This window comes from Jiangella sp. DSM 45060 (assembly GCF_900105175.1).
GTDB lineage: Bacteria > Actinomycetota > Actinomycetes > Jiangellales > Jiangellaceae > Jiangella.
In genome coordinates this window covers 1,925,848-1,949,562 of the sequence record NZ_LT629771.1, presented here as the reverse complement: position 1 = coordinate 1,949,562, position 23,715 = coordinate 1,925,848, and the positions used below count along the sequence as shown (strand labels likewise).

General features: G+C 73.8%; 17 protein-coding genes. 9 read left to right on the top strand and 8 right to left on the bottom strand.

Annotated features, from left to right (window positions below):
• Nucleotides 1–31: 31 nt before the first annotated feature.
• Complete coding sequence (locus BLU82_RS08780; RefSeq protein WP_083289080.1) at nucleotides 32–244, top strand: antitoxin; 213 nt, start codon at nucleotides 32–34, stop codon at nucleotides 242–244.
• 63 nt (nucleotides 245–307) lie between these two features.
• Here the strand turns inward: BLU82_RS08780 and BLU82_RS08775 are convergent, their stop codons facing one another.
• On the bottom strand, nucleotides 308–931 hold the full coding sequence (locus tag BLU82_RS08775) for a hypothetical protein (RefSeq protein ID WP_197682823.1): 624 nt from the start codon (nucleotides 929–931) through the stop codon (nucleotides 308–310).
• A 128-nt stretch (nucleotides 932–1,059) separates the two neighbouring features.
• On the opposite strand from BLU82_RS08775, the gene BLU82_RS08770 reads away from it, so the two are divergent.
• Nucleotides 1,060–3,762 carry a hypothetical protein gene (locus BLU82_RS08770; RefSeq protein ID WP_092618587.1) on the top strand — a complete coding sequence of 901 codons (2,703 nt, stop codon included), beginning with the start codon at nucleotides 1,060–1,062 and terminating at the stop codon, nucleotides 3,760–3,762.
• A 47-nt stretch (nucleotides 3,763–3,809) separates the two neighbouring features.
• Here BLU82_RS08770 and BLU82_RS08765 read toward each other — a convergent pair whose 3' ends face one another.
• A complete protein-coding gene (locus BLU82_RS08765; RefSeq protein WP_092618584.1) occupies nucleotides 3,810–4,622 on the bottom strand; it encodes an SDR family NAD(P)-dependent oxidoreductase in 813 nt (270 codons plus the stop codon).
• Nucleotides 4,623–4,838: 216 nt separating this feature from the next.
• On the opposite strand from BLU82_RS08765, the gene BLU82_RS08760 reads away from it, so the two are divergent.
• The 7 genes from BLU82_RS08760 to BLU82_RS08730 all read left to right on the top strand — a co-directional run bounded on the left by BLU82_RS08760 (nucleotide 4,839) and on the right by BLU82_RS08730 (nucleotide 14,595).
• Complete coding sequence (locus tag BLU82_RS08760; RefSeq protein ID WP_069113820.1) at nucleotides 4,839–5,201, top strand: cupin domain-containing protein; 363 nt, start codon at nucleotides 4,839–4,841, stop codon at nucleotides 5,199–5,201.
• Nucleotides 5,194–6,066 carry an ABC transporter permease gene (locus BLU82_RS08755; protein WP_092618581.1) on the top strand — a complete coding sequence of 291 codons (873 nt, stop codon included), beginning with the start codon at nucleotides 5,194–5,196 and terminating at the stop codon, nucleotides 6,064–6,066. The genes BLU82_RS08760 and BLU82_RS08755 overlap by 8 nt, the downstream gene beginning before the upstream one ends.
• 11 nt (nucleotides 6,067–6,077) lie before the next feature.
• Entirely contained in the window at nucleotides 6,078–7,094 is a 1,017-nt protein-coding gene (locus BLU82_RS08750) for an ABC transporter substrate-binding protein (protein ID WP_197682822.1), read from the top strand.
• Nucleotides 7,095–7,114: 20 nt separating this feature from the next.
• Nucleotides 7,115–7,924 carry an ABC transporter ATP-binding protein gene (locus tag BLU82_RS08745; protein WP_092625617.1) on the top strand — a complete coding sequence of 270 codons (810 nt, stop codon included), beginning with the start codon at nucleotides 7,115–7,117 and terminating at the stop codon, nucleotides 7,922–7,924.
• Nucleotides 7,921–9,090: a hypothetical protein gene (locus BLU82_RS08740; protein WP_092618575.1), complete on the top strand. Its 1,170-nt coding sequence runs from the start codon at nucleotides 7,921–7,923 to the stop codon at nucleotides 9,088–9,090. The genes BLU82_RS08745 and BLU82_RS08740 overlap by 4 nt, the downstream gene beginning before the upstream one ends.
• 98 nt (nucleotides 9,091–9,188) lie before the next feature.
• On the top strand, nucleotides 9,189–10,052 hold the full coding sequence (locus BLU82_RS08735; RefSeq protein ID WP_092618572.1) for a sugar phosphate isomerase/epimerase: 864 nt from the start codon (nucleotides 9,189–9,191) through the stop codon (nucleotides 10,050–10,052).
• 13 nt (nucleotides 10,053–10,065) lie between these two features.
• On the top strand, nucleotides 10,066–14,595 hold the full coding sequence (locus BLU82_RS08730) for a ThuA domain-containing protein (protein ID WP_092618569.1): 4,530 nt from the start codon (nucleotides 10,066–10,068) through the stop codon (nucleotides 14,593–14,595).
• 224 nt (nucleotides 14,596–14,819) lie between these two features.
• Here BLU82_RS08730 and miaB read toward each other — a convergent pair whose 3' ends face one another.
• The 6 genes from miaB to BLU82_RS08700 form a co-directional block, all read right to left on the bottom strand.
• Nucleotides 14,820–16,313, bottom strand: a complete 1,494-nt coding sequence (gene miaB / locus BLU82_RS08725; protein WP_092618566.1) for a tRNA (N6-isopentenyl adenosine(37)-C2)-methylthiotransferase MiaB — start codon at nucleotides 16,311–16,313, stop codon at nucleotides 14,820–14,822.
• 140 nt (nucleotides 16,314–16,453) lie between these two features.
• Nucleotides 16,454–18,808, bottom strand: coding sequence for a M14 family metallopeptidase (locus tag BLU82_RS08720; protein WP_157740728.1), 2,355 nt, complete (start codon nucleotides 18,806–18,808; stop codon nucleotides 16,454–16,456).
• A gap of 84 nt (nucleotides 18,809–18,892) precedes the next feature.
• Nucleotides 18,893–19,831, bottom strand: coding sequence for a TAXI family TRAP transporter solute-binding subunit (locus BLU82_RS08715; protein ID WP_092625615.1), 939 nt, complete (start codon nucleotides 19,829–19,831; stop codon nucleotides 18,893–18,895).
• On the bottom strand, nucleotides 19,828–21,207 hold the full coding sequence (locus tag BLU82_RS08710; protein WP_092618560.1) for an ATP-binding protein: 1,380 nt from the start codon (nucleotides 21,205–21,207) through the stop codon (nucleotides 19,828–19,830). Before BLU82_RS08710 ends, BLU82_RS08715 begins: the two co-directional genes overlap by 4 nt.
• A gap of 6 nt (nucleotides 21,208–21,213) precedes the next feature.
• The gene (locus BLU82_RS08705; RefSeq protein ID WP_092618557.1) at nucleotides 21,214–21,879 is read right to left on the bottom strand and encodes a response regulator transcription factor; all 666 of its coding nucleotides are present in this window, start codon (nucleotides 21,877–21,879) and stop codon (nucleotides 21,214–21,216) included.
• A gap of 135 nt (nucleotides 21,880–22,014) precedes the next feature.
• Nucleotides 22,015–23,481, bottom strand: coding sequence for a M14 family metallocarboxypeptidase (locus tag BLU82_RS08700; RefSeq protein ID WP_157740726.1), 1,467 nt, complete (start codon nucleotides 23,479–23,481; stop codon nucleotides 22,015–22,017).
• Nucleotides 23,482–23,715: the final 234 nt, after the last annotated feature.

Sequence of the window (23,715 nt, the reverse complement as noted above, 5' to 3'; positions counted from 1 at the left end):
CGGCTCACGTCAACGAGGGGAAGTGCCGATCATGGGCTTCGACGAGATCAAGAACAAGGTCCAGGACCTGGTCTCCGACAACGCTGACAAGGTCAGCGACGGCGTCGACAAGGCCACCGACTTCATCGACGACAAGACCGGCGGCAAGTACAGCGAGCACCTCGAGGGCGTCGACGACAAGGCCCGCGACTTCATCGACGGCCTCGACGGCGAGAAGGGCGAGGACAACCCGCCCTCCTCCTGACGGTTCGCCGGTTCTTCACCGGTTCGTCTCGAGTGCGGTGCGGCTGACCCGCCCGCGGGTGGGTCAGCCGTGCCGCTCCCAGACGCCGACCAGGTAGCCGACGCCGTACGGTGCGGCGTCGTAGCCCACCCGGGCGTCGAACAGCCCGTCGTCGGCGGCGCCCGCGAGCACCCGCAGCGCCTGGCGTCCCGGCGACCCCGCCTCCGTGTCCGCGTCGAGGCCCAGCAGCACTCGCGGATCGCCGTCACGCAGGGCGGCCGTCACCGCGGCGTCGTAGCGCTCGGCCCGCCGCCGCAGGTCGGCCGGCGTGGTGTCGGCCCGCAGCGGCGACCCGTCGGCCATCACCAGCAGCGCGACCCGGTCGGCCCGGCCCGCGAGCCGCCGGCCCAGCTCGACGCCGTCGCCGTCGCCGTCGTCCGCGTCGCCGGCCACCGTCGCCGTCGCCACCGGCCCCTCCCAGCCGTCGCGCTGCAGCAGCCAGGCGCCGACGCTGAGCGACAGCGGCATCGTCTCGTCGCCGGCGTCCGGGAGCGCGACGGTGACGTCGAGGCCGTAGGCGCTCAGACTGCCCGCCCGTCCCGCCTCGTCGGCCGTCGTCTCACCCGGGCCGACCACCACGAGGAGGTCCGGGCTGGCCGCGCGCAGGTCGTCCAGTGCGGACCAGCAGGCCGCCCGGACGTCGTCCATCCGGGGGTCGTCGGAGGCCACCATAAGCGGCGGATACGGGCAGATCGCAGCGGCGATGAGCACACTCCAGCCTAGATGCGGCGCGGCCCGGCTGCGCCACCGCCCTTCTTCATGGTCGAATGTCGGATATGTTCGACGCCGACAACAGCTTCCTCCTCACCGTCGCCGGTGTGGTGCTGCTGCTCGGCCTCGGCACCATCGTCGCCTGGCTCCCCGCGCGCCACCACGACCGTGCCGGCCTGCCGGTGCGGCTGCTGGTCACCGCGGGCCTGATCATGGGCATCGCCGACCTCGGCGGGCTCGGCAGCGTGCTGGGCTTCGCGCTGGCGGCGATGGGCGGGCTGATCGCGTGGGAGGCCCAGCCGCCGCCCGAGGTCCCCCGCCCGCACCGCGGCGGCATCGTCGTCGCGGCCGTCCTGGCCGGGCTCGCCGCGCTGGGGACGTTCGAGGGCTGGGGCCCGCTGGTCCGTCTCCCGTCCGAGCTCCGCGCCGTCGCCACCCTCGTCGTCGGGGCGACGGGGGCGCTGGCGACCCTCGCGATCGCCGATCGAGCCCGCGTCCGCCTGCGGGTCGCCGTCCGGCGCCGCTTCGGCCCGCCCCGGCGTCGCCCTTCGCCTGTGCCGCCCTCGCAGCCGGCGGACCTGCCCGCTGCCCCTGCTCCTGTCGTCGCCGCAGCGCCCGCTGGTGCTGCCGACGCCGCCGCGGCGGCCACTCGTGCCCCGGAGCCGGAGACCGCGCCCGAGACAGAGCCTGTGGCCGCCCCGCCGGTGCACGAGCCCGAGCCCGCGGCATCGGCCGCTCAGCCCGCGCCGGAACAGCCGCCTGCCGCCCCGCAGCCCGTCGACCCCGAGCCGGAACCCGCCGCAGCGGAGCCGCAGCTCGCACCACAGGCGTCTGCTGACCGTCCGGCCGAGCCGCAGCCCATCGACCCCGAGCCGGAACCCGCCACAGCGGAGCCGGAGCTCCAGGCGCGGTCCACGAGCGTCGCCGCGATGTCGGCGAGCCACCCGTCCGGCGTCGTCCGGCGCCGGTACGCCGCGCCACCGCGCGCGAGGGACGAGGCGAAGGAGGCGGCCGAGGCGGAGCCGACGGAATCGACGGAGCCGCGGGGCCGGCATCGCGAACCCGCGGCGCCGGAGGATGCTGCCGGGTCCGGGTGGTCCAGGTTCCGTGCGGCGATCGCCCAGCGGCTCGGCGGCGCACGACAGCGGCCCGAGTCCGCCGCACCCGACCAGCCGGCTAGCCCCGCGCCGCCTGCGTCCACCGAGCCGGCCGCCGCCGAACCGAAGGCCGCCGAACCTGTTGCCGCTGAGACGGCCGCACCACCGAGCGCCACCGAGACGGCGACCGGCGAGGTCTCCACAGCGCGGAAGGCGGTAGAACCGACCGTGGCCGCCAAGCCGGCCGCCGGCGAGGCGTCGGCGGCGCCGAGCGGACGGACCCGGTCGAAGTTGGAGCTGCGCCGCGCCGTCAGCCGGCGGATCGCGGCGGCTTGGCCCGACCCCGCTGACGCCGAGTCCGATGCGGAGCAGCCCGTCGCGGCCGGACCGGCGGTGCCGTGGCGCGCCAGGATCCGGACGGCCTTCCGTCGCGCGACGTCCGCTCCGCCGGAACCGGACGCCCGGCCGCAGCCCGTCGCCGAGCCGCAGCCCGCCGCGGAAGCGGAGCCCACGCCCGAACCGGCCGAGGAGCAGAGCGGGCCGGCGTGGATGCGCGCCCGCGACACCCTGCGGCGCCTGACGACGACGCGGCTGGAGGAGGCCGAGAAGGACGCGCCGGGCGAGGCGCCGAAGGCCGAGCCGCGCGAGGAGCAGAGCGGACCGGCGTGGATCCGGGCCCGCGACTCGCTGCGCAGGCTGACCTCGAAGCGGCTGGAGCAGCTCGGCGAGGAACGACCGGCCGATCCGCCGCCGTCGCCGGCCGAGGAGCCCAGTCCGCAGCACGACCCCCAGGAGGTCGTGCCGTGGGCCCGCCGCGACGCGCTGCGACGGCTGACGGTGATCAGGCTGGAGCGGCTCGACGAGGACGAGAGCACCAACGGCCAGCAGGCCGCACCGACGATCCGGAGGAGCACGCCGCCGAAGGGGCCCGGGACGGCTCCTGGCAAGGGCGGCGCCTCCATGCCCCGCGTCGAGCCGACGCCGGCCAGCCCGCCGGCCCGCGATGCCGCCGCGGCCGGCCCGCCGGCCCCGCCACCGGCCAGCCCGCCGAAGCACCGGCCCGAGCCAGCACGCGACACCACAGCGCCCGGCCCCCCGGCCCAGTCCACGCCAGCCCACGACACGTCGCCGGCCAGCCCGCCGAAGCACGGGCCCGAGCCAGCCCGCGACACTACAGCGCCCGGCCCGCCAGCACCGCCACCGGCCAGCCCGCCGAAGCACCGGCCCGAGCCGGCCCAACCCACGCCAGCCCGCGACACGTCGCCGGCCAGCGACGCCGCCGCGGCCGGACCGCCAGCACCGCCACCGGCCAGCCCGCCGAAGGACCGGCCCACGCCAGCCCGCGACACCACAGCCTCCGGCCCGCCGTGGGGCCGGCGGCTGCGCGACTCGGTGCGAGGACGGTTCGGCCGGCCCGCCTCGGACGCGGCACGCGCCGACCGCGACCCGGCACGGACCGAGCGCGACCCGGCGCCGCCCGCCGCCACACCACCGAACGGCGCTACCCCACCGAACGGCGTCTCGCGGCCGGAGCGTTCGCGGGTGAACGGGGCGGAGCTGCCGCCTCCCCCGCCGCCACCACCGCCGGCGGCCGCGAAGACGCGCGCGCCGGTGCGGGTGGTCGGGGTGCCGCCCGGCACGCCGCCGCCTCCACCGCCACCCACCGCCTGACGAACGAGCGCACCCAGCCTCCCAGGATGCCGTGACCGCCAGGAACGTCACCCACGAGCGGCGTCCGGAGTGAGCCGGTGCGCCCGCTCCGCCAAGCCCTGCCACTCGGCCCACGTCGCGAGCCGGTCGGCGTAGACCTGCGGGACGATCTGGTGGCCCTGGATGCCGAAGAACACCCGCAGCGGCGGGTCCTCCGCGTCGGCGAGCTCGAGGATCGCCTGGCCGGCCGCGGCGGGGTCGCCGAACTCGACGGTCTCGGTGAACTCGGCGAAGCCGGCCCGCAACCCGTCGTACTGCGGCATGGGCTCGGCATGGACGCCGCCGGCGGCGCCGTCGCTGTACCCCTCGGTGGCGTACGTGCTGGGCTCGACCAGGGTCACCTTGACGCCGAAGCCGGCGACCTCTTGGGCGAGGGTCTCGCTCAGCCCTTCCAGCGCCCATTTGGAGGCGACGTATCCGCCACCGAGCGGGAACACGGCGAGGCCGCCGATCGAGGAGATCTGGATGATGTGCCCGCCTCCTTGGGCGCGCAGGTGGGGCAGGGCGGCCAGGACCACCCGGAGCGGGCCGAGCAGGTTGGTCTCGAACTGGTCGCGCAGCTGCTGCTCGGTCACCTCCTCCACGGCGCCGAGCAGCCCGTAGGCCGCGTTGTTCACGACGACGTCCAGACGGCCGAAGTGCTCGGCGGCGCGCTGGACGCCGGCTGAGACGGCGGCCGGGTCGGTCACGTCCACCGCGAGCGGAAGCACCGCGTCGCCGTGGGCGGCGGCGGCCACCTGGTCACCGCGGGACAACGCGGCCTCGACGAACTGGCGGCCCAGGCCGCGGGACGCACCGGTGACGAACCAGACCTTGCTCATGTGTCGCTCCATTCCTCGTAGCCGGGTACATCCAGCCGACGCAGGAGAAGGTCGCCTGGGGACAGCCGCGCAGGCAGGCACGACGGGCCGCCGCAGCCGTCGCACCACCGGGCGATCCGGACGGACCGGACCCTTGACCACCTCGCCAACACACCGGTAACGTCGGCCGACACAGGAAAGCGTTTTCCACCGACGTACTTCCGCAAGGAGGCGCGAATGGCCGCACCCTCGACCGCCCCGAACGCACCCGCCACGGCCAGGCTCGATGCGATCGAGCCGCGCTCGTGCTCCTGCGGGCAGACCCGCCGGGCGTTCGTGGACGTGGAGCCGGGGACGGCGAGCGTGCATCTGCTCGACGTCGACGCGGCGATCAGCCACTACCACCGCAAGGCCACCGAGATCTACGTGGTCCTGGAGGGCGAGGGCCAGGTGGAGCTGGACGGCGTCACGCACGAGGCCGGCCCGATGAGCGCGTTCCTGATCCCGCCGGGCACCCGGCACCGCGCGATCGGCGAGCTCCGCGCGCTGGTCGTCGCCATCCCCGCCGCCGACGACGAGGACGAGTACTTCGATGCCTGACGTGATCCCCCGGGCCGCGGCCGCGCCGCCGGCCACCGACCCCGACGACGACGCGCCCGCCCGGCGCACCGCGGGCCAGCGCGCGATCCAGCTCCTCGACGCCGCCTGGCGGCCGGCCCTGCTGCTGCTCCTGCTGGGGTTCGGCTGGTGGGCGGTCACGGCGGCGGAGGTCTTCCCCGCCTACCTGGTGCCCACCCCGGGCGACGTCGCGAACGAGTTGGTCGAGGAGCGCGAGATGCTCGCCCGGCACACGTGGGTGACGACGTACGAGACGGTGGTGGGCTTCCTGCTGGCGGCGGCGATCGGGCTGCTGGCGGCGGTGCTCATCGTGTATTCGCCGACGCTGGAGAAGGCGCTGTATCCGCTGATCCTGTTCGCGCAGGTGATCCCGAAGATCGCGATCGCGCCGATCCTCGTCGTCTGGTTCGGGTTCGGGCCGATGCCGAAGGTGATCCTGGCGGTGCTGATCGCGTTCTTCCCGATCGTGGTCTCCGGGGTCGCGGGCCTGCGCTCCACCGATCCGGAGCTGCTGGACCTGTCCGCGACGATGGGCGCCAGCCGGTGGAAGACGTTCCGGAAGATCCGGTTCCCGAACGCGCTGCCGCACCTGCTGTCGGGCCTGAAGGTGGCCGTGACGCTGGCCGTCGTCGGCGCGGTGGTCGGCGAGTTCGTCGGCGCCGACGAAGGGCTCGGGTACGTGCTGCTGCTGGCCAGCGGCAACCTGAACTCGTCGCTGCTGTTCGCCGACCTGATCCTGATGTCCGCCCTCGGCGTCGTCCTGTTCGTCGTGGTCGAGGTCGCGGAGAAGCTGCTCATCCCCTGGCACGCCAGCCGGCGCCAGGGCGTACCCCTCACGACGTCATGAAAGGGTCCACCATGCGACGCAGCCTGCTGGCCACCTCGGCCGTGGCACTTCTCGTGCTGTCCGCCTGCGGCGGTGACGACGACACCACCGCCGCGAGCGACGGCGAGGGCGGCGGCGAACTGACCGAGGTGTCGCTGACCCTGAACTGGGTCCCGTACGGCGAGCACGCGCCGTTCTACTACGGCGTCGCCGAGGGCATCTACGAAGAAGAGGGCATCGACCTGGAGATCCGGCCGGGCAGCGGCTCGGGCACGACGGTGCAGCAGGTCGCGCAGTCGCAGACCGACTTCGGCTGGGCCGACACGCCGCCGCTGCTCAACGGCATCACCGAGGGCATGCCGATCAAGAGCCTCGGGGTGTTCCTGCAGACCGGACCGGCGTCGGTGGAGTTCTTCACCGACCAGGGCATCAGCGAGCCGGCCGACCTCGTCGGCAAGGTGGTCGCGGGGACGCCGGGCGACGCCATGTACGCGACGTTCCCGGCGTGGCTGGAGCTCAACGGCGTCAACCCGGACGACGTCGAGGTGGTGAACGTCGACCCGGCCGGCAAGATCGCGGCGCTGGTCGAGGGCCGCGCCGACGTCATCATGGGCTTCTTCCACGACCAGGGCCCCACCATCGAGGACCTCAGCGGCAAGGACGTCGACGCGCTGCTGTACACCGACTGGGGCATGAACCTGCTCGGCACCGGCATCATCGCGCACCAGAAGACGATCGACGAGAACCCGGAGCTGGCCGAGGCGTTCGTGCGGGCGACGGCGCGCGCCTGGGAGGCCGCCGCCGAGGACCCGGACGGCGCCGCCGCGGCCATGGAGGAGGGCGCCGACGAGACTCCGCCGGCCGAGGTGCTGCGCGCCCAGCTGGAGCAGAGCATCGGCCTGCTCCGCCTGGACGAGGCCGGCACGCCCGGCGTCAACACCGAGGAGCAGTGGCAGGAGACGATCGACCTGCTGTCCGAGGCCGGCTCGCTGTCCGACCCGGGCGACCCGGGGACGTACTGGGAGTCGTCGTTCGGCGAGGCCGGGTGAGCACGGGGATGACGGAGACCATGACGACCGAGCCTTCCGGCGCCGCCGGGCAGCGGCCCGCCACGACCATCGACATCAAGGACCTCACCTGCACGTTCACCAGCAAGCGGAAGCGGACGACGGCGCTCACCGACGTCTCGCTGTCGGTCGGGGCGGGCGAGTTCGTCAGCATCGTCGGGCCGTCGGGCTGCGGGAAGTCGACGCTGCTGAAGATCGTCGCCGGGCTGGTGCCGCCGAGCGCGGGGCAGGTGAAGCTGCTCGGCACCGAGGTCAACGGGCCGCAGCGGGAGATCGGGTTCGCCTTCCAGCGGGCCGCGCTGCTGGAGTGGCGCGGCGTCCGGGCGAACATCCTGCTGCAGGCGGAGATGCGCAACATGGACAAGCGCGCGGCCGCCGCCCGGGCCGACCAGCTGATCGAGCTGACCGGCCTGACCGGCTTCGAGAGCGCGCTGCCGCACGAGCTGTCCGGCGGCATGCAGCAGCGCGTGGCGCTGTGCCGGGCGCTGCTGCACGAGCCGCCGGTGCTGCTCATGGACGAGCCGTTCGGCGCCCTGGACGCGCTCACCCGCGAGCACATGAACGTCGAGCTGCACCGCATCTGGCGTGAGACCGGCACGACGGTCGTGCTGGTGACGCACTCCATCGCGGAGGCCGTCTACCTCGGCCAGCGGGTGGTCGTGATGACTCCGCGGCCGGGGCGCATCGAGCGGGTCTACGACGTCGGCCTGCCGGCGGTCCGCGACTACGGCGCCACCATGTCCAGCCCGACGTTCGAGCAGCTGGCGCGCGAGATCCGGGTGCTGCTGGGGGCCAGCGGCCACCACGGATGACGCCCGAGCGCCGCTGGTGGAACACCGCCGGCGCGTGGCTCGCGATCGGCACCGGCCCGGCGGCGCTGGTGCTCGGAGCAGGACTCGCCGACCGGCACCACGGCCCGGTGCCGGTCGGCGCCCTGCTCCTCGGCGGGGTCGCGATGACGGTGCTGCTGCTCGTGCCCGGACGGCTCGGGCTGCGGCCGCCGTACGGTGAAGGCCGGCCGCTGGCGGAGCTGCTCGAGGCGTACCTGCCGCGCGGCGACCGGACGGTGGTCGGCACGCTGATGGCGCTGGCGATGGCCGGCTGGCTGGGCTTCAACGCGGGCCTGGGCGGCGCGGCGCTGGGGTCGCTGCTGGACGTCCCGAAGTGGGCCGGCGTGGTGGTGCTGGGGCTGCCGCTGCTGGCGATCGCGGCGGCCGGCCAGCACCGCTGGAACGCGCTGGCGCTGGTGACGACGGCGGCGGCGCTCGCGCTGATCGTCGTCATCGCCACGCACGGCTCCCCCGCTGGTGAAGGCCCGCTGGACGCCGGGTTCGGGACGTCGTCGTCGCTGCTCACCGACGTGGCGGTGTTCGTCGGGTACGTCGCGGTGTTCGGGCTGCGGGCGCCGGACTTCACCGCCGGGCTGCGCGGGCGCGGCGACCTGTGGGCGTGTACGGCGATCCTGGTGCTGCCGACGCTGGTCGCGGCGACGGCCGGGACGATGATCGCGCTGCGCAGCGACTCCGCCGACCTCGTGGCGCACCTGCGCACGTCGGACCTGGGGACGGCGCTCGTGGTGGTGGCGGTCGCCGCGCCGTGCCTGACGTCGTTCCACTCGGGCGGGCTGGCGCTGCGCTCGGTGACCGGGTTGCGAGAGGTGCCGGCCGCCGCGGTCATCGGGGTGGCCGGGCTGGCCGTGGCGACGACCGGGTTCGAGAACGCCCTGCTCCCCTGGCTGACGGTGCTCGCCGCGGTGCTGCCGCCTCTGGTCGTCCCGCTCGGCTGGGAGGCCCGGGTCCGACGGCGGCAGCGGCGCCCGCCGCGCCCCGTCAGCGCCGCGATGTGGCTGCCCGCCGCCGCGCTCGGCGTCGCGCTGACGATCGCCGGGGTGCCCGGTGCCCCGCTCGCCGGCCTCGCCGCGGCCGTCGCCTGCACGGCCGGAACGCACGGATATCACCGGTTCCGGTCGAGGCGTTGACTCCGCGCATGCCGCGCCGTTACCGTACCGGCAACAATCGGAAAGCGCTTACCACCGCGAGAAGTTCATCGTCGAACAACGAAAGGTGGAGTCGCCCCATGTCCCGACGCCTGCTCGACCGCCGTGCCTTCCTGCGCGCCACCGCCGCGACCGCCCTCGCCGCAGGAGCGGCGACCGCCGGCGTCCTCCCCGCCGCGGGCGCCACCGGCAACCGGCTCATCCCCCGCCCCGCGATCGGCATGCACCTGTACACGATGCGCCGCTCGCTCGCCGCCGACTTCGCCGGCACCGTCCAGTCGCTCGCCGACATCGGCTACGCGACGGTCGGCGTCAGCGGCCGGCACGGGCACAGCGCCGCCGCGATCCGCGCGATGCTCGACGACGCCGGGCTGGCGGCGGTGCTGGAGCACGTCGGCTACAACCGCCTGACGGACAACCTGGCGGGCGCCTGCGAGGACGTCCTGACGCTCGGCGGCCACTGGGTGGTGACCTCCAGCCTGCCCGGCTCGCTGTACACGCTCGACGGCATCCGCCGGGCCGCCGCGGAGTTCAACCGGGCCGGCGCCGTCGCCGCGACCTACGGCCTGAAGGTCCTGCACCACAACCACGATGCCGAGTTCCGCACCGACGGCGGCCGCGTGCTCTACGACGTGCTGCTGGAGGAGACCGACCCGGACCTCGTCGGCTTCGAGCTGGACGTGTACTGGGCCGCCCGCGGCGGCTACGACGCCGGCGACTACTTCGTGAACCATCCGGCCCGGTTCCCCGCGCTGCACGTCAAGGACATGGCGCCGGACGGCGGGTTCGCCGACGTCGGATCCGGGACGCTGGACTTCGCGGCGATGTTCGAGCAGGCCCACCGCGGCGGCGTCCGCCAGTTCCTCGTCGAGCACGACAACCCGGCCGACGAGCTGAGCACGGCCCGCAACAGCTTCCGCCACCTGCGCGACCTGCGCTTCTGACGGGAGGCGGCTGATGCTGAGACTAGGACTGGCCGCCGCGCTGGCGGCCACGGCGCTCACCGGCGGCGGTCTCGCGACCGCGGCCGTCGAGCCGACGGCGGAAAGCTTCGACGCGCTGGTCTTCTCGCGCGTCACGAACTTCTACCACGACTCCATCCCCGCTGGTCAGGCCGCTATCGAGCAGCTCGGCGCGGAGAACGGGTTCAACGTCACCATCTCCGACGACCCGGCGAACTTCACCGACGAGACGCTGGCGCAGTACGAGGTCGTGATCTTCAACAACACCAACTCCACGCCGCAGGCCGGCGACCTGCTGAACGCGGAGCAGCGGGCCGCGTTCGAGCGCTACATCCAGGGCGGCGGCGGCTACGTCGGCATCCACTCCGCGTCGGGCACCGAGCGCGACTGGGACTGGTACGGCGAGCTGGTCGGCGCGTTCTTCCTCAGCCACCCGGCGGTCCAGGAGCTGGAGGTCGAGGTGGACGACGAGGTGCACCCGTCGACCGCCGGGCTGCCGCAGGAGTGGATCCGCACCGAGGAGCCGTACGACTTCGTCACCAACCCGCGCGGCGACGTCCACGTGCTGGCCAGCTACGACTCGACGTCCTACAGCGGGCACCGGATGGGCGCGGACCACCCGATCAGCTGGTGCCAGAACTTCGAGGGCGGCCGGTCCTGGTACACCGGGATGGGCCACGCGCCGTCGGCGTTCACCGACGAGCCGCTGTTCCTGCAGCACCTGCTCGGCGGCATCCAGTGGGCGGCCGGGGTGGTGGACGGCGACTGCGGCGCGACGTCGGAGCACAACTTCGAGAAGATCCAGCTCGACGGCAACACCGACGACCCGCTGGCGATGGACATCGACGACACCGGCCGGGTCTTCTACGTGCAGCGCGGCGGCGACGTCAAGGTGTACGACCCGGCGTCGGCGCGGACGGAGCTGGCGGCGCGGTTCGACGTGCTGGTCGAGCACACGCACGGCATGCACGGCATCGTGCTGGACCCGGACTTCGCCACGAACCACTGGCTCTACCTGTACTACTCCCCCGCGGACGAACCGAACACCGTCGTCGCGCGGTTCACCTATGACGAGGCCACCGGCACCGTCGACCCCGGGTCGCGGGTGACGATCTTCGAGCTGCCGTCGCAGCGCGAGGTCAACGCGCACGAGGGCGGCGGCATGGACTTCGACACCGACGGCAACCTGTACGTCGCGACCGGCGACAACTCCTCGCCCTGCTGCGGCGGCTACGGCGCCACCGACGAGCGGCCCGGGTTCGAGTACAACGACGCGCAGCGCTCGTCGGCCAACACCAACGACCTGCGCGGCAAGGTGCTGCGCGTGCACCCCGAGGACGACGGCACGTACACGATCCCGGACGGCAACCTGTTCCCGCCCGGGACCGCGAACACCCGGCCGGAGATCTACGTGATGGGGCTGCGCAACCCGTACCGCATCCACGTCGACCACGAGACCGGCTGGCTGTACTGGGGCGACGTCGGACCGGACGCCCGCGTCGACAGCCCGACACGCGGCACCCGCGGCTACGACGAGTGGAACCAGGCCCGCACGGCCGGCAACTTCGGCTGGCCGCACTGCGTCGGCGCCAACCAGGCGTACAACGACCACGACTTCGCCACCGGCGAGTCGGGCCCGCTGTACGACTGCGCCGGCGGCCCGGTCAACGACTCGCCGAACAACACCGGGCTGACGCAGCTGCCGCCGGCCCAGCCGGCCTGGCTGCCGTACCAGTACGACCTCACGCCGGAGTACCCGGAGCTGGGCACCGGCGGGCGGCTGGCGATCGGCGGCCCGACGTACCACTACGACGAGGGCAACCCGTCGGAGGCGAAGTTCCCGGAGTACTACGACGACACCGTCTTCATCGCCGAGTGGACCCGCAACGCGATCTTCGAGGTGCAGCTGGACGAGGACGGGCAGCCGGCGATCATGAACCGGTTCCTGCCCGGCGTCGAGTTCCTGCGCCCGATCGACCTGCAGTTCGGCCCGGACGGCTCGCTGTACGTCATCGAGTGGGGCTCGAACTACGGCGGCTCCGGCCGCGGCGACCCGAACACCGACTCCGGCATCTACAAGATCAACTATGCCGAGCCGGGCGAGCGGTCACCGGTCGCGCGGGCGTCGGCCGACCCCACCTCCGGGCAGCCGCCGCTGGCCGTCCAGTTCAGCAGCGAGGGCTCCGGCGACCCGGACGAGCACGAGATCACGTACGCGTGGGACTTCGACTCCGACGGCGCCGTCGACTCGACCGAGGCGAACCCGTCGCACACGTACACGACGAACGGCGACTACACCGCACAGCTGGTCGTCACCGACCCGACCGGCCGCACCGGGGTGGCGAACGTCCCGATCAGCGTCGGCAACACCCGCCCGGACGTCGAGTTGGTCGAGCCGCTGGACGGGCAGGTCTTCGACTTCGGCGAGCCGGTGCCGTTCGAGGTGCGGGTCGACGACGCCGAGGACGGCGTCAGCGGCGGCGGTGTGGCCTGCGACGACATCGTCACGCAGCCCGCGCTCGGCCACGACCAGCACGGACACCCGCTGGAGCAGTACACCGGCTGCAGCGGCGAGATCCAGGCGATCGTCGACGACGGGCACTCCGAGGTCGACAACATCTTCTACATCGTCGACTCCACGTACACCGACCGCGGCGGCGCCGGCGTCTCCCCGCTGACCGGCGGCGACTCGGCGATCCTGCAGCCGCGGCACAAGCAGGCCGAGCACTGGACGTCGGCCGGCGACGTCGTCCTGTACGACACGCAGGAGGGCACCGGGAACCGCATGGTCGGCCAGATCGGCCACGGCGACTTCCTCTCCTACGAGCCGGTGAACCTGCGCGGCGTGAACCGGCTGGCACTCCGGTACGCATCCTCGGGTACCGGCGGCACGGTGACGGTGCGCCTGGACGCCGTCGACGGGCCGGCGATCGGCAGCGCGCGGCTGGAGCCGACCGGCGACTCGTACGCCTTCGAGTCGGTGTCCATCCCGGTGGAGGACCCGGGCAGGAGCCACGAGCTGTTCCTCGTCTTCACCAACGAGCCGGGCGACGACTACCTGGTCAACGTCGACGCCTTCGAGTTCGGGCACACCCTGCTCGACGGGGTGCGCGCGGCGCGGGCGGCGGTGCGGTCGCTGTCGGCCGCGGCGGCCGAGCACGCGGCGGCGCTGACGCCGGAGCAGGCCGCGTACCTGGAGAGCGCGGCCGGGCGGATCGACGGCGAGCTGGCCGCGGCCATGGACACCGCGACCGACGACCCCGACTTCGCCCGCGCTCTGGACCGCGCGCTGATCTTCGTCGACCAGACCCGGCAGTGGGTGCCGGAGCAGGCGCTGCCCGACGCCGTCGCCGCGGCGCTGCTGGCCCCGCTGGAGACCGCGGCGGCCGCGCTGGAGGGCGTCATCGGCACCGTCGACGGCCTCAGCGCGGCGTTGACCGGCGGTGAGGTCACGGCCGGCGAGACGCTCCGGGTGACCGCGACGCTGACCAACGACGGAGCTTCTGCCGTCCGGGCGGCGGCGGTCGAGCTGGCGGTGCCGGACGGCTGGCAGGCCGCGGCCACCGGGCCGACGTCGGCGTCGTCGCTGGCGGCCGGCGCGACGCTGACCGGCTCCTGGGACGTCACGGTGCCGGCGGACGCGACGCCCGGCGAGGTGACGCTGTCCGGGTCGGCGGGGTACGCGCACGTCGGCCGAGAGCGGGTCACGCTGCCGCTGTCGGCGTCCGTGACCGTGCGGCCGGCGGTGTCGGCGGACGGTGTGACGGTGGCGGCGCCGCTGTTCAGCGGCCGGTCGTCGGTGGCCGCGGTGACGGTGACCAACCACCGCTCGGCCGCCGCGGCCTCCGTCACCGCCACCGTCAGTGTGCCGGCCGGCTGGACGGCCGGGTCGGTGACGGCGGCGGTCGAACCCGGCGCCACGGCGACGCTGGAGGTGCCGGTCACCGCGCCGGCCGGCGGCGTCGTCGCGGGCCCGCTCGCCGAGGCGGTGCTCACGGCGACGGTGACGGCGCCCGGCACGGTGGTCGGCGGCGCGCCCACGGCCCGCACGTACGCCGTCCCGCACGGCGACGACCTCGCGCTGGCCCTCGACGGCGGCTCCGACACCAGCCCGGTGCTGGAGTCGTACGCCCGGCTGGCGCCGTCGCACGCGTGGGACGCCGCCCGCGGATACGGCTGGGTGACGGGTGCACCGCTGCAGCGCGACCGCGGCCACCCGGATCCGCTGCGGCGCGACTTCGTGCTGGACAACCGGGGTCCGGGCGTCCTGCGGGTGGCGCTGCCGCCGGGGCCGCACACGGTGTCGCTGCTGACCGGTGACCCGGACTTCTCCACCAGCGGGTTCGTCGTCGAGGCGGACGGGGCGGTGGTGGTGCCCGCGCGGGCGACGCTGCCGACGGGTTCGTACGCCTGGGAGCAGTTCACGCTGGACGGCGGCGCCGAGGGGCGGACGGTGGACCTGAGGCTGTCCAGCCCGACCGGCAACTACTGGCGGATCCTGGCGCTGCTGGTCGACGGCGCGTAGTCAGGGCTCGGCCGGCGGCGGGACGATCCGCAGCGTCCCGTCGCCGGTCGCCGCCCCTGCCCTGGGCGTGGCTCGTCCTGGGCGTGGCTCGTCCTTGGCACGCCAGCGCGCTCCACAAACCGCGCATTTCCGGCGCGATAGGTGCACGCCAGCGTGCCAAGGGTGCACGGCGACGTGCCAAGGGGCGGTGGCGCGTCGGGGCGGCGAGCAGGGGCGCCGGGTACTCAGGCGTGGCCGCAGGCGGGCGCGGTGTCGGCGACGGGCAGCGGGGCCGGGGCGCCCACCGTCGGCATGCCGAGCAGCACGCCGGGCGCGGCCGCCGCCGGCGCCGTCGTGGCCCGCTCGTAGGCGTCGCCGGCGCGGGTGCGGCGCAGCTCGTACGTGGGCCCGTCGGCGACGAGGTGGTGCGGCGCGGCGTAGCTGACCTGCACCGTCACCATGTCGCCCGGTCGCGGCGAGGCGGCGCCGTCGGGGATGGAGAAGTGCACCAGGCGGTTGTCGCGGGCCCGGCCGGACAGCCGGTGCGTGGCGCCGTCCTTGCGGCCCTCGCCCTCGGCGACCAGCACCTCGACGTCGCGGCTGACAAACGCAAGGGACTCGGCCCAGGCGACTTCTTCCACCAGCTCGGCCAGCCGCTGGTAGCGCTCGCGCACCACCTCGGGCGGTACCTGGTCGTCCATGGTGGCGGCCGGCGTGCCGGGGCGCTTGGAGTACTGGAACGTGAACGCCGACGCGAACCGGGCCTCGCGGACCACGTGCAGGGTGTCCTCGAAGTCGGCGTCGGTCTCGCCCGGGAAACCGACGATGATGTCGGTGGTGATGGCCGCGTGCGGCATGGCCCGGCGCACCTTCTCGACGATGCCGAGGTAGCGCTCCTGCCGGTACGAACGGCGCATGGCCCGCAGCACGCGGTCGGACCCGGACTGCAGCGGCATGTGCAGCTGCGGCATCACCGTGGGCGTCTCGGCCATCGCCGCGATGACGTCGTCGGTGAAGTCGCGCGGGTGCGGGCTGGTGAACCGGACCCGCTCGAGCCCGTCGACGGCGCCGACGGTGCGCAGCAGCTTGCCGAACGCGTACCGGTCGCCGAACTCGACGCCGTACGCGTTGACGTTCTGGCCGAGCAGCGTGACCTCGATGACGCCCTCGGCGACCAGCGCCTGTACCTCGGCCAGGACGTCGCCCGGCCGGCGGTCGCGCTCGCGCCCGCGCAACGCCGGGACGATGCAGAACGTACAGGTGTTGTTGCAGCCCACGCTGATGGCGACCCACGCCGCGTACGGACTCTCGCGCCGCGACGGGAGGTCGGACGGGAACGTCTCGAGCGCCTCGACGATCTCGACCTGCGCCTCCTGCTCGACCCTCGCGCGGTCGAGGAGGGCCGGGAGGGAGCCGACGTTGTGGGTGCCGAACACGACGTCGACCCACGGCGCACGGCGGGTGATCTCGGAGCGGTCCTTCTGCGCCAGGCACCCGCCGACGGCGATCTGCATGCCGTCGCGGGCGGACTTGACCGACGCCAGGTGGCCGAGGTTGCCGTACAGCTTGTTGTCGGCGTTCTCGCGGACCGCGCACGTGTTCAGCACGACGACATCGGCCGCCGCACCGTCGCCCGCGCGGACATAGCCCGCGTCCTCCAGCAGCCCGGCCAGCCGCTCGGAGTCGTGGACGTTCATCTGGCACCCGTAGGTGCGTACCTCGTACGTGCGCGCGTTCATGTCGTCACCCAGGATAGGCGGGGAGGTGTGGGTGTGCGGAACGCCGGCCCCGCCCGCCTCGCTCGTTCCTCGCTCGGACGCCCGCAGCCTACCCCTGCCGGCGTCCCGCACACCCACACCCTTGTGGTCGCCCTGGGTGCCTATCTCACGCGCACCGTGAACCTCTTGTGGTTCTCGATCTGGCCCTTGACGTCGACGGAGATCCAGCGGAACGTCGTCGTCGCGGACACCTCGATGACCTCGCCGGGCTCGCGCATGGCGGCGGCCTCGTAGATCGGCGAGTCCGTCGTGGGCGTGCTGCCGTCGGTCGTGTAGTGCACCGACGCCGGCTCGCTGGGCTGGAACGTCACGTGCACCGTGCCGTCGGGCTGGCGCTCCTGCACCAGGCGGGTCGTCGCGGGCCGGTTGTCCGCGGCGTAGTCGGCGGCGATCTCGAACATCTCGATCACGCCGCTGGCGTACTCCTGGTACTGCTGGTGCGCCTCGGGCCACGGGGGCTGGAAGCCGCCGCCGGAGTCCCAGTCCCCGGTCTCCGGGTTCCACTGGACGCCGCCGACCTCCCAGCCGAACGCGTAGATCCCGTAGTTGAAGTAGAGGTCCTCGCGGACGTTGCCGGCCGACGAGTACAGGACGTCGGACGAGCCGCCGACGTTGCCGGGCTGGACGACGGTGTCGCGCAGGCCCTTGACGTTGGACAGGATCTCCTCGGCCATCTCCCAGTAGTACGTCTCGTCGCGCAGCGGCGGCCGCGGCGTCGTGACCCGTCCGTCGGCCATGTACGCGCCCGGCTGCCAGAACAGCTGCCCGCCGTAACTGTGCACCGTCATGAAGAACTTGAGGTTGTCGAAGGTGTCGGCCAGCCAGACGACGTTCTGCGTCTCCGGCTCGGACAGCTTGTCCGGGCCCATGAAGGTGTCGCTGGTGCACGAGAACGAGGCGCCCGCGTAGCCGTCGACCGCCGACCCGACCCGGTAGTTGCGGTTGAGATCGACGCCCCAGTTGCCGCGGGCCAACGCGTCCGCCGACCCCGTCAGCGGGCAGTGGTTGGTCATGTTCCGCCGCTGGCCGGCCCGGTCGAAGAAGCTGTAGTGAGCGCCGTCGGGGTTGTTCGACGGGACGATGAGGATGTCGACGTTGCGCAGGATCCGCCGCGTCGCCGGGTCGTTGTCGCGGTTGGCCAGCAGCCGCTCGGCCGCTTCCAGCGCGACCAGCGGCGTCACCCATTCACGGGCGTGGTCCTGGGCGATGATCAGCACGCCCGGCCGGGACCCGTCGCGGTGCTCGCCGATGCGCAGCGCCCGCGTCGGGAACGGCCCGCGCTCGACCGAGTCGGGCGCCGACAGGAAGTCGCTGAGCAGCGTCGGCGGGGCAGGAGCGACGACGCCCGCGCCGGCGTTGCCGCGGTACGTGTAGGCCCGGATCAGGCTGCCCGCGTCGGCGTTCAGCGCGGCCACGACCTGCGCCGCGGTGCTGCTGACCGCGCCGGCGGCGTCGGTGCCGAGGTGGACGGTGACGGCGTCGCCGTCGACGCTGACGTCCAGCGCGCTGTTCGCGACGCCGGGGTCGGCCAGCTCGACGGAGACCTCGTTGCCGCCTTCGTGCCCCCACGCCAGCGAGTCGACGCCGACCCGGTTGTCGTTCGCGGTGCCGAACACCGCCTGCGCGCGCCGCTGGTAGCCGTTGGTCTGATTCGGCAGCTCGACGATCTCGGTGACGTCCGGGTGCTCGGCGTGCAGCTGGTCGATCCGCTCGTACACCTCGGTCGGGTTCAGGTATCCGTCGATGAAGCCGTACTCGTAGCCGGGCCGGTCGACGTCGGCCTCGGCGCCGTGCAGCCAGTCGGTCACCGGCGCCGTCGCGCTGCCGCCGAGCGAGCTGGTGACGGTGATCTCGTCCGGCCGCGGGCCGTCGACCCGGGTGAGGACGCGGTGGTAGAGGTACTCGCCGGAGTCGTTGTACGCCGGGACATCCACCGAGCCGCCGTCCCAGCTCAGCGTCAGGGTGGCGGCGTCGAGCGCGTCGGACTTCGCCTCGACGGACAGGAAGCCCTGGCCCTTCGTGGTGAACCAGTCGACCCGCCCGACGACGACGGCGTCGGCAGCGGCCGACGCCGGAGCCGCATCCGCAGCGGTGGTAGGCAGCCCCCTCCCGGCCCGGGCGGGGCCCACCCTAGGGGCGGGCACCGACAACGTCGCGCCGAACGCGTCCAGCCCGGCCAGCTGCTCGTCCGTGAGCAGGGCGTCGACGACGACGCCGTCGGGGACCCGCTCGAACTGGCCGGTGAAGTCGTAGCCGGCGTCCTCCATCGCGGACAGCGCCTCGCTGCCGGGGACGTGCACCCGCACCACCCGCTCGTCGGGCAGCGCGAGGTCCTGCCGCACCGGCGCCACGTCCGGCGCCGGGTCGTTGGCCTGGGCGGACAGCCCGGCCGCGGCCAGGCCGGTGGCCACCGCCGCGACGATCACCGCCCGCGCCGTTCGTCGTGTGAGACTCATGGTCATGACCTCCTCGGGGGATACCACGCAAGCAGCCCGGCCGCGCCGGCCGGAAGCCACTTGAGCAGGTCTTGAGCAACCCGGTCACGGCTTGAGCGCCCGGTAGTGCCGCAGCGCTCCCGGATGCAGCTCGACCGGCCCGGTGTAGATCGCCCGGCGGCCGTTCAACTGGGCGGCGGCGCCGACGTCCGCGGCGATGGCGGCGCGCCGCTCGAACAGCGTCGCGGTGACCTCGGCGATCAGCGCGTCGTCGGCGTCGGCGCCGGTCACCAGGATGTTCGGCACGGCCAGCGTGGTCACCGGCGCCGTCAGGTCGTACGCGCCGGCCGGCACCACCGCCTGCCGGTACACGCCGTCGTAGGCGCGGCTGACGACGGCGGCCTCCTTCGTCAGCTCCAGCAGCCTGATCGGCTGCGTCCGCGCCAGCTCCGCCACGCCCGGCGTCGGCAGCCCGCCGGACCAGAAGAACGCGTCCAGCTCGCCGGCCAGCAGCGCCGCGATCGACCCGTCGATGCCGAGCGGGTCGGCCACCAGCTCGCCCTCGTCGACGCCGGCCGCGGCCAGCAGCCGCCGCGCGATGAGCTCGGTGCCGGAGCCGACGGCGCCCAGCGACACCCGGCGGCCGCGCAGGTCGGCCAGCTCGTCGACGTCGGACCCGGCCGGCACCACCACGTGCACGAGGTCGTCGTAGAGCCGGGCCACCGCCCGGATCGGCAGCGGCTCCTCGAACGGTGCCCGCCCCGCGACGGCGTCCGCGGCGGCGTCGGCGGCGGTGAAGCCGAGCAGCGCCTCGCCGGCCGCCACCCGGCCGAGGTTCTCCACCGACCCGGCCGTCTCGACCACCCCGGCGTCGACGCCGAGCCGTCCGCCCAGCTCGCCGGCCAGCCGGTCGCCGTACGCGTAGTAGACGCCGGTGGTGCCGCCGCCGGCCACCACGACCGGGGCGGCCGCGGGCGACGTCTCGTGCAGGCACCCGCCGGCGAGCGTGACGGCGGCGGCGACGACGGCCAGCAGCCGCCTCATGCCGGCGCCGCCTCGATCGGGACCCACAGCGTGACGACCAGCCCGCCGCCGTCCGCCGCCGCGACCTCAAGCCGGCCGCCGCAGGAGTCGAGGAACTCGGTGGCGATGGCCAGCCCCAGCCCGGCGCCGCGGGCGTTCTGGTGCTGCGGGCTGCGCCAGAACCGGTCGGTGACGTGCTCGATCTCCTCCGGCGCGAGGCCCGGCCCGTGGTCGCGGACGGCGATCCGGGCGCGGTCCCCCACCGCCTCGACCCGCACCTCGACGAGGCTGCCGGGCGGCGCGAACTTCAGCGCGTTGTCGACGACGGCGTCCAGCGCGCTCTCGACCACGATGTCGTCCACCTCGCACCAGACCTCGGCGCGGGCGTCCAGCGCGACGGCGACCCCGGCGTCGCGGGCCACCGGCCGCCAGGCGTCCAGCCGGCCGCGGGCCAGCGCGCCCAGCTCGACCGGCGCGACGGCGCTCGACGCGCCCTGGTCGCGGGCCAGCATCAGCAGCGCGTCCAGGATCCGTGCCATCCGGCGGCCCTCCTCGCGGACGTGGTCGACCTCCGCCGCCGCGGTGTCGCCGAGTGAGAGATGCAGGTCCTCGATCCGCAGCAGCAGCGCGTTCAGCGGGTTGCGCAGCTCGTGCGAGGCGTTCGAGACGAACTCCTGCTGCTTGTAGATGAGCTGCTCGACCTTCTCCGACATGCCGTTGAACGCCGTCACGACGCGGCGCAGCTCCGGCGGGCCGGACGCGTCGGCGATGCGGGCGCCGACGTGGCCGTGCCAGATCTCCGTCATCGCGGCGTCGACCATGCGCACCGGCCGCAGTACCCAGTGCGCCAGCCGGCTGGCCAGCAGCACGCTGACCACCAGCGCGGCGAGGCCGCCGAGCAGCAGGACGCTCAGCTGCCGCCGGTGCTGCTCGGCCAGCTGCCGGCTGCTCGACGACGTGACGACGGCGCCGAGCAGGTCGCCGCTGTCGAACACCGGCTCGGCCACCAGCAGCTCACCCGACGACCACGGCGACATCTCGTCCAGCGTGCTGTCCGAGCGGCCCGACAGCGCCGCGTCGACCACCCGCTGCCGCGGCACCCCGAGGTCGTCGACGCGCAGCCCGTTGGTGGCCCAGATGCCGCCGGTGTTGTCGAGCACGGCGGCCTCGATGCCGTAGACGTCGCGGTAGCGGTCCAGCTCGCGGTCGACCAGCTGCGGGTCGCCGGCCGCGAACGCCTGCCGGGCCGTCGCGACGAACAGGTTCGCGTCGGCCAGCCGGTCGAGGTAGAGCTGCTGGTGACCGGCGTCGGAGAGGCTCCGGGCGTAGGCGACCCCCAGCACGACGAGCAGGGCGGCCAGCGGGACGACGAGCACCGCGATCAGCCGGGCGCGCACCCGCGGCTACCGCGAGGCCAGGCGGTAGCCGACGCCGCGGACGGTCTCGATGACGTCGTCGGGACCGAGCTTGCGCCGGATCGAGGCGACGTGCACCTCGAGGCTGCGGCCCAGCCCGCGCCAGCTGGTCTGCCAGACCTCGCGCAGGATCCGCTCGCGCGGCAGCGCGACGCCCGGGTGCCGGGCCAGCAGCGCGACGACGTCGAACTCCTTCTTGGTGAGCGCGACCGGACGCGAGCCCGCCTCGACCCGGCGCGCGGCGAGGTCGATGACGACGTCGCCCACCCGCACCAGCGCGCTGCCCGGGCCGGCCCGCGACCGGCCGCGTCGCTCGACGGCGCTCATCCGCGCGATCAGCTCGCGGACGTCGTACGGCTTCACCAGGTAGTCGTCGGCGCCCACCTGCAGGCCCTTGACCCGCGCGTTCACCTGCGAGCGCGCCGTCACCATGATGACCGGGACGTCGGACACCCGGCGTATGCGCCGGCACAGTTCCAGCCCGTCGAGGTCGGGCAGCCCGAGGTCGAGCAGCACCATGTCGGTGCCGCTGTCGACGGCGCGCATCGCGGCCGCCGCGTCCTCGGCCCGGACGGTGTCGTAGCCGTGCCGCGTGAGTACCGCGGCCAGCGCGCCGGCCACGTGGTTGTCGTCCTCGACCAGCACCACGCGCATCGGCTCACGCTCCGGGGATCGGCGGGACGATCTGCGGCTTATGATGCCATATCACACACCACCTGACAGTGGCCTTGACCGGGCTGGACGCCGCCGAGCTGCGGTCTCGGCGGCGTCCAGCGACTCAGCGGATGACTAGCCGACGTCCGACCGCGCCGCCGTCCGGACGATGACGCCGCCCTCGCGGCCGGACAGCACGCCGTCGGCGCGCAGCTCGTTCACCACCGCCGTGACGTGCCGGACGAACTCGCCGTGGTTCCGCCACTCGGCGTCCTCCTGGATCCGGTTGTTGACGGTGCAGCCGTCGGCCAGCGTCGCGTTGGGCACGCCGGTGTCCACGTCGCCGACGACCACGGTGCCGCGCAGGTCCGGGTACTCCCGCCGCGCCTCGACGATCGGGTAGCGCGCGTCGCCGTCGAACAGCAGCGGGACGATCGGCCGGGACTCCTGCGCCATCGGGACGAAGCCGCGGCCCGAGTCGTAGTCGTCGACGCGGAAGAGGTCGCGGTGCAGCTCGGTCGCGGCCAGCTGCTCGTCGGTGAGCACGTACGCGCAGGCGGCCGGGGACAGGATCTCCTCCGGCGCCGGCGGCCGGTTGTCCTGCCCGCCCCAGAACACCGGCGCCGCCGACGCACCCTTCACCAGCTCGTTCGCCCGCGCCGCGTCGATCGCCGCCTGCACCTCGTCGCCGTTCTGGATGGCGAAGTCCAGCGTCGAGTAGAAGCCGAGCTCCTGCATCCGGACCCGCTCCAGCGGCGGGTTGGCCGTGCTGCTCTCCGTCAGCAGGCCGACGCCGCCGCGCAGGCCCGCGACGTTACGGAAGATCCGCTCGTCGCCCTCGGTGTTCGACGTGTACCAGTCGACGACGTAGTCCTCGTCCTCCAGCACGTCGCGCATGCTCTGCGCCAGCTCGCCGGAGAGCGCCCGCAGCGGGTCGTCGACGTTCAGGTTGCGCGGCCACAGCATCGCGAAGTCCAGCGTCCGCGAACCCATCTCGTGCGCGTCCCACGCGATCGTCGGCCGGAGGTCGCGCAGCACGCGGCCGATCGCCTGCGACTCCAGCTCCTCCAGGTAGTGATGGTCGCGGTTGATGTCGGTGCCGTTCGCGTTGCCGCGAGTGTTCGCCTCGCGGCCGTCCGGGTTCGCCGTCGGCACCACCAGCACCGTCGTCGTCCGCAGGAACTCCAGCAGCTCCGGGTCATCGGTGAACGCGAGGTCGCGGATCTCCTGCAGGCACATCTCCCGCGGGGCCGGCTCGTTCCCGTGCTGGCTGCACACGATGAACACCGTCTTCTCGCCGTCCAGCTCGTCCACCGGCGCCGGCGCCGGGTTGCCGATGCGGGCCAGGTGCAGCGGCCGGCCCTGCAGCGTGGTGCCGATCGGCTCGATCTCCAGCCGGTCCGACAGCGCGTCGAGCTGCTCCAGATAGGTCTGCTCCTCGGCGAACGTCGTCCAGCTCGCGCCGTCGCGCAGCTCGAAGCCGGTCAGCGGCGGCTCCTCGGCCGCCGTCGCCGTCGCCGCGGTGGCCAGCAAGCCTGCGGTCGTCGCCGCTGCCGCCAGCCCGGCCAGCGCCGCGCGCACGCGGCCACGTCTCGTCGTCATGGAACCTCCTCGATGGGGCTGTCCCCGCACCCGCATGCAAGCAGTGCCCGGTCGCGGGGTGAACCCGTGTTGAGCAGGTGCTGAGGTTTCGGCGCCGACGCGAGCAGTCACGCGCGCAGTCACCAGTTCGTTATCAAGAGGTGACCTCAACCGCAGCTCAAAGGGCATGACAGGCGGTCTTCTCCCCCATACCGTTGACGCTTGTCCCGGGATCGTCGTGAAGGTGGTGGTGTG

Bases quoted from the DNA above. Each gene is read 5' to 3' on its own strand.
- BLU82_RS08780 (WP_083289080.1), top strand. From the start codon at position 32: ATGGGCTTCGACGAGATCAAGAACAAGGTCCAGGACCTGGTCTCCGAC.
- BLU82_RS08775 (WP_197682823.1), bottom strand. From the start codon at position 931: ATGGACGACGTCCGGGCGGCCTGCTGGTCCGCACTGGACGACCTGCGC.
- BLU82_RS08770 (WP_092618587.1), top strand. From the start codon at position 1,060: ATGTTCGACGCCGACAACAGCTTCCTCCTCACCGTCGCCGGTGTGGTG.
- BLU82_RS08765 (WP_092618584.1), bottom strand. From the start codon at position 4,622: ATGAGCAAGGTCTGGTTCGTCACCGGTGCGTCCCGCGGCCTGGGCCGC.
- BLU82_RS08760 (WP_069113820.1), top strand. From the start codon at position 4,839: ATGGCCGCACCCTCGACCGCCCCGAACGCACCCGCCACGGCCAGGCTC.
- BLU82_RS08755 (WP_092618581.1), top strand. From the start codon at position 5,194: ATGCCTGACGTGATCCCCCGGGCCGCGGCCGCGCCGCCGGCCACCGAC.
- BLU82_RS08750 (WP_197682822.1), top strand. From the start codon at position 6,078: ATGCGACGCAGCCTGCTGGCCACCTCGGCCGTGGCACTTCTCGTGCTG.
- BLU82_RS08745 (WP_092625617.1), top strand. From the start codon at position 7,115: ATGACGACCGAGCCTTCCGGCGCCGCCGGGCAGCGGCCCGCCACGACC.
- BLU82_RS08740 (WP_092618575.1), top strand. From the start codon at position 7,921: ATGACGCCCGAGCGCCGCTGGTGGAACACCGCCGGCGCGTGGCTCGCG.
- BLU82_RS08735 (WP_092618572.1), top strand. From the start codon at position 9,189: ATGTCCCGACGCCTGCTCGACCGCCGTGCCTTCCTGCGCGCCACCGCC.
- BLU82_RS08730 (WP_092618569.1), top strand. From the start codon at position 10,066: ATGCTGAGACTAGGACTGGCCGCCGCGCTGGCGGCCACGGCGCTCACC.
- miaB (WP_092618566.1), bottom strand. From the start codon at position 16,313: ATGAACGCGCGCACGTACGAGGTACGCACCTACGGGTGCCAGATGAAC.
- BLU82_RS08720 (WP_157740728.1), bottom strand. From the start codon at position 18,808: ATGAGTCTCACACGACGAACGGCGCGGGCGGTGATCGTCGCGGCGGTG.
- BLU82_RS08715 (WP_092625615.1), bottom strand. From the start codon at position 19,831: ATGAGGCGGCTGCTGGCCGTCGTCGCCGCCGCCGTCACGCTCGCCGGC.
- BLU82_RS08705 (WP_092618557.1), bottom strand. From the start codon at position 21,879: ATGCGCGTGGTGCTGGTCGAGGACGACAACCACGTGGCCGGCGCGCTG.
- BLU82_RS08700 (WP_157740726.1), bottom strand. From the start codon at position 23,481: ATGACGACGAGACGTGGCCGCGTGCGCGCGGCGCTGGCCGGGCTGGCG.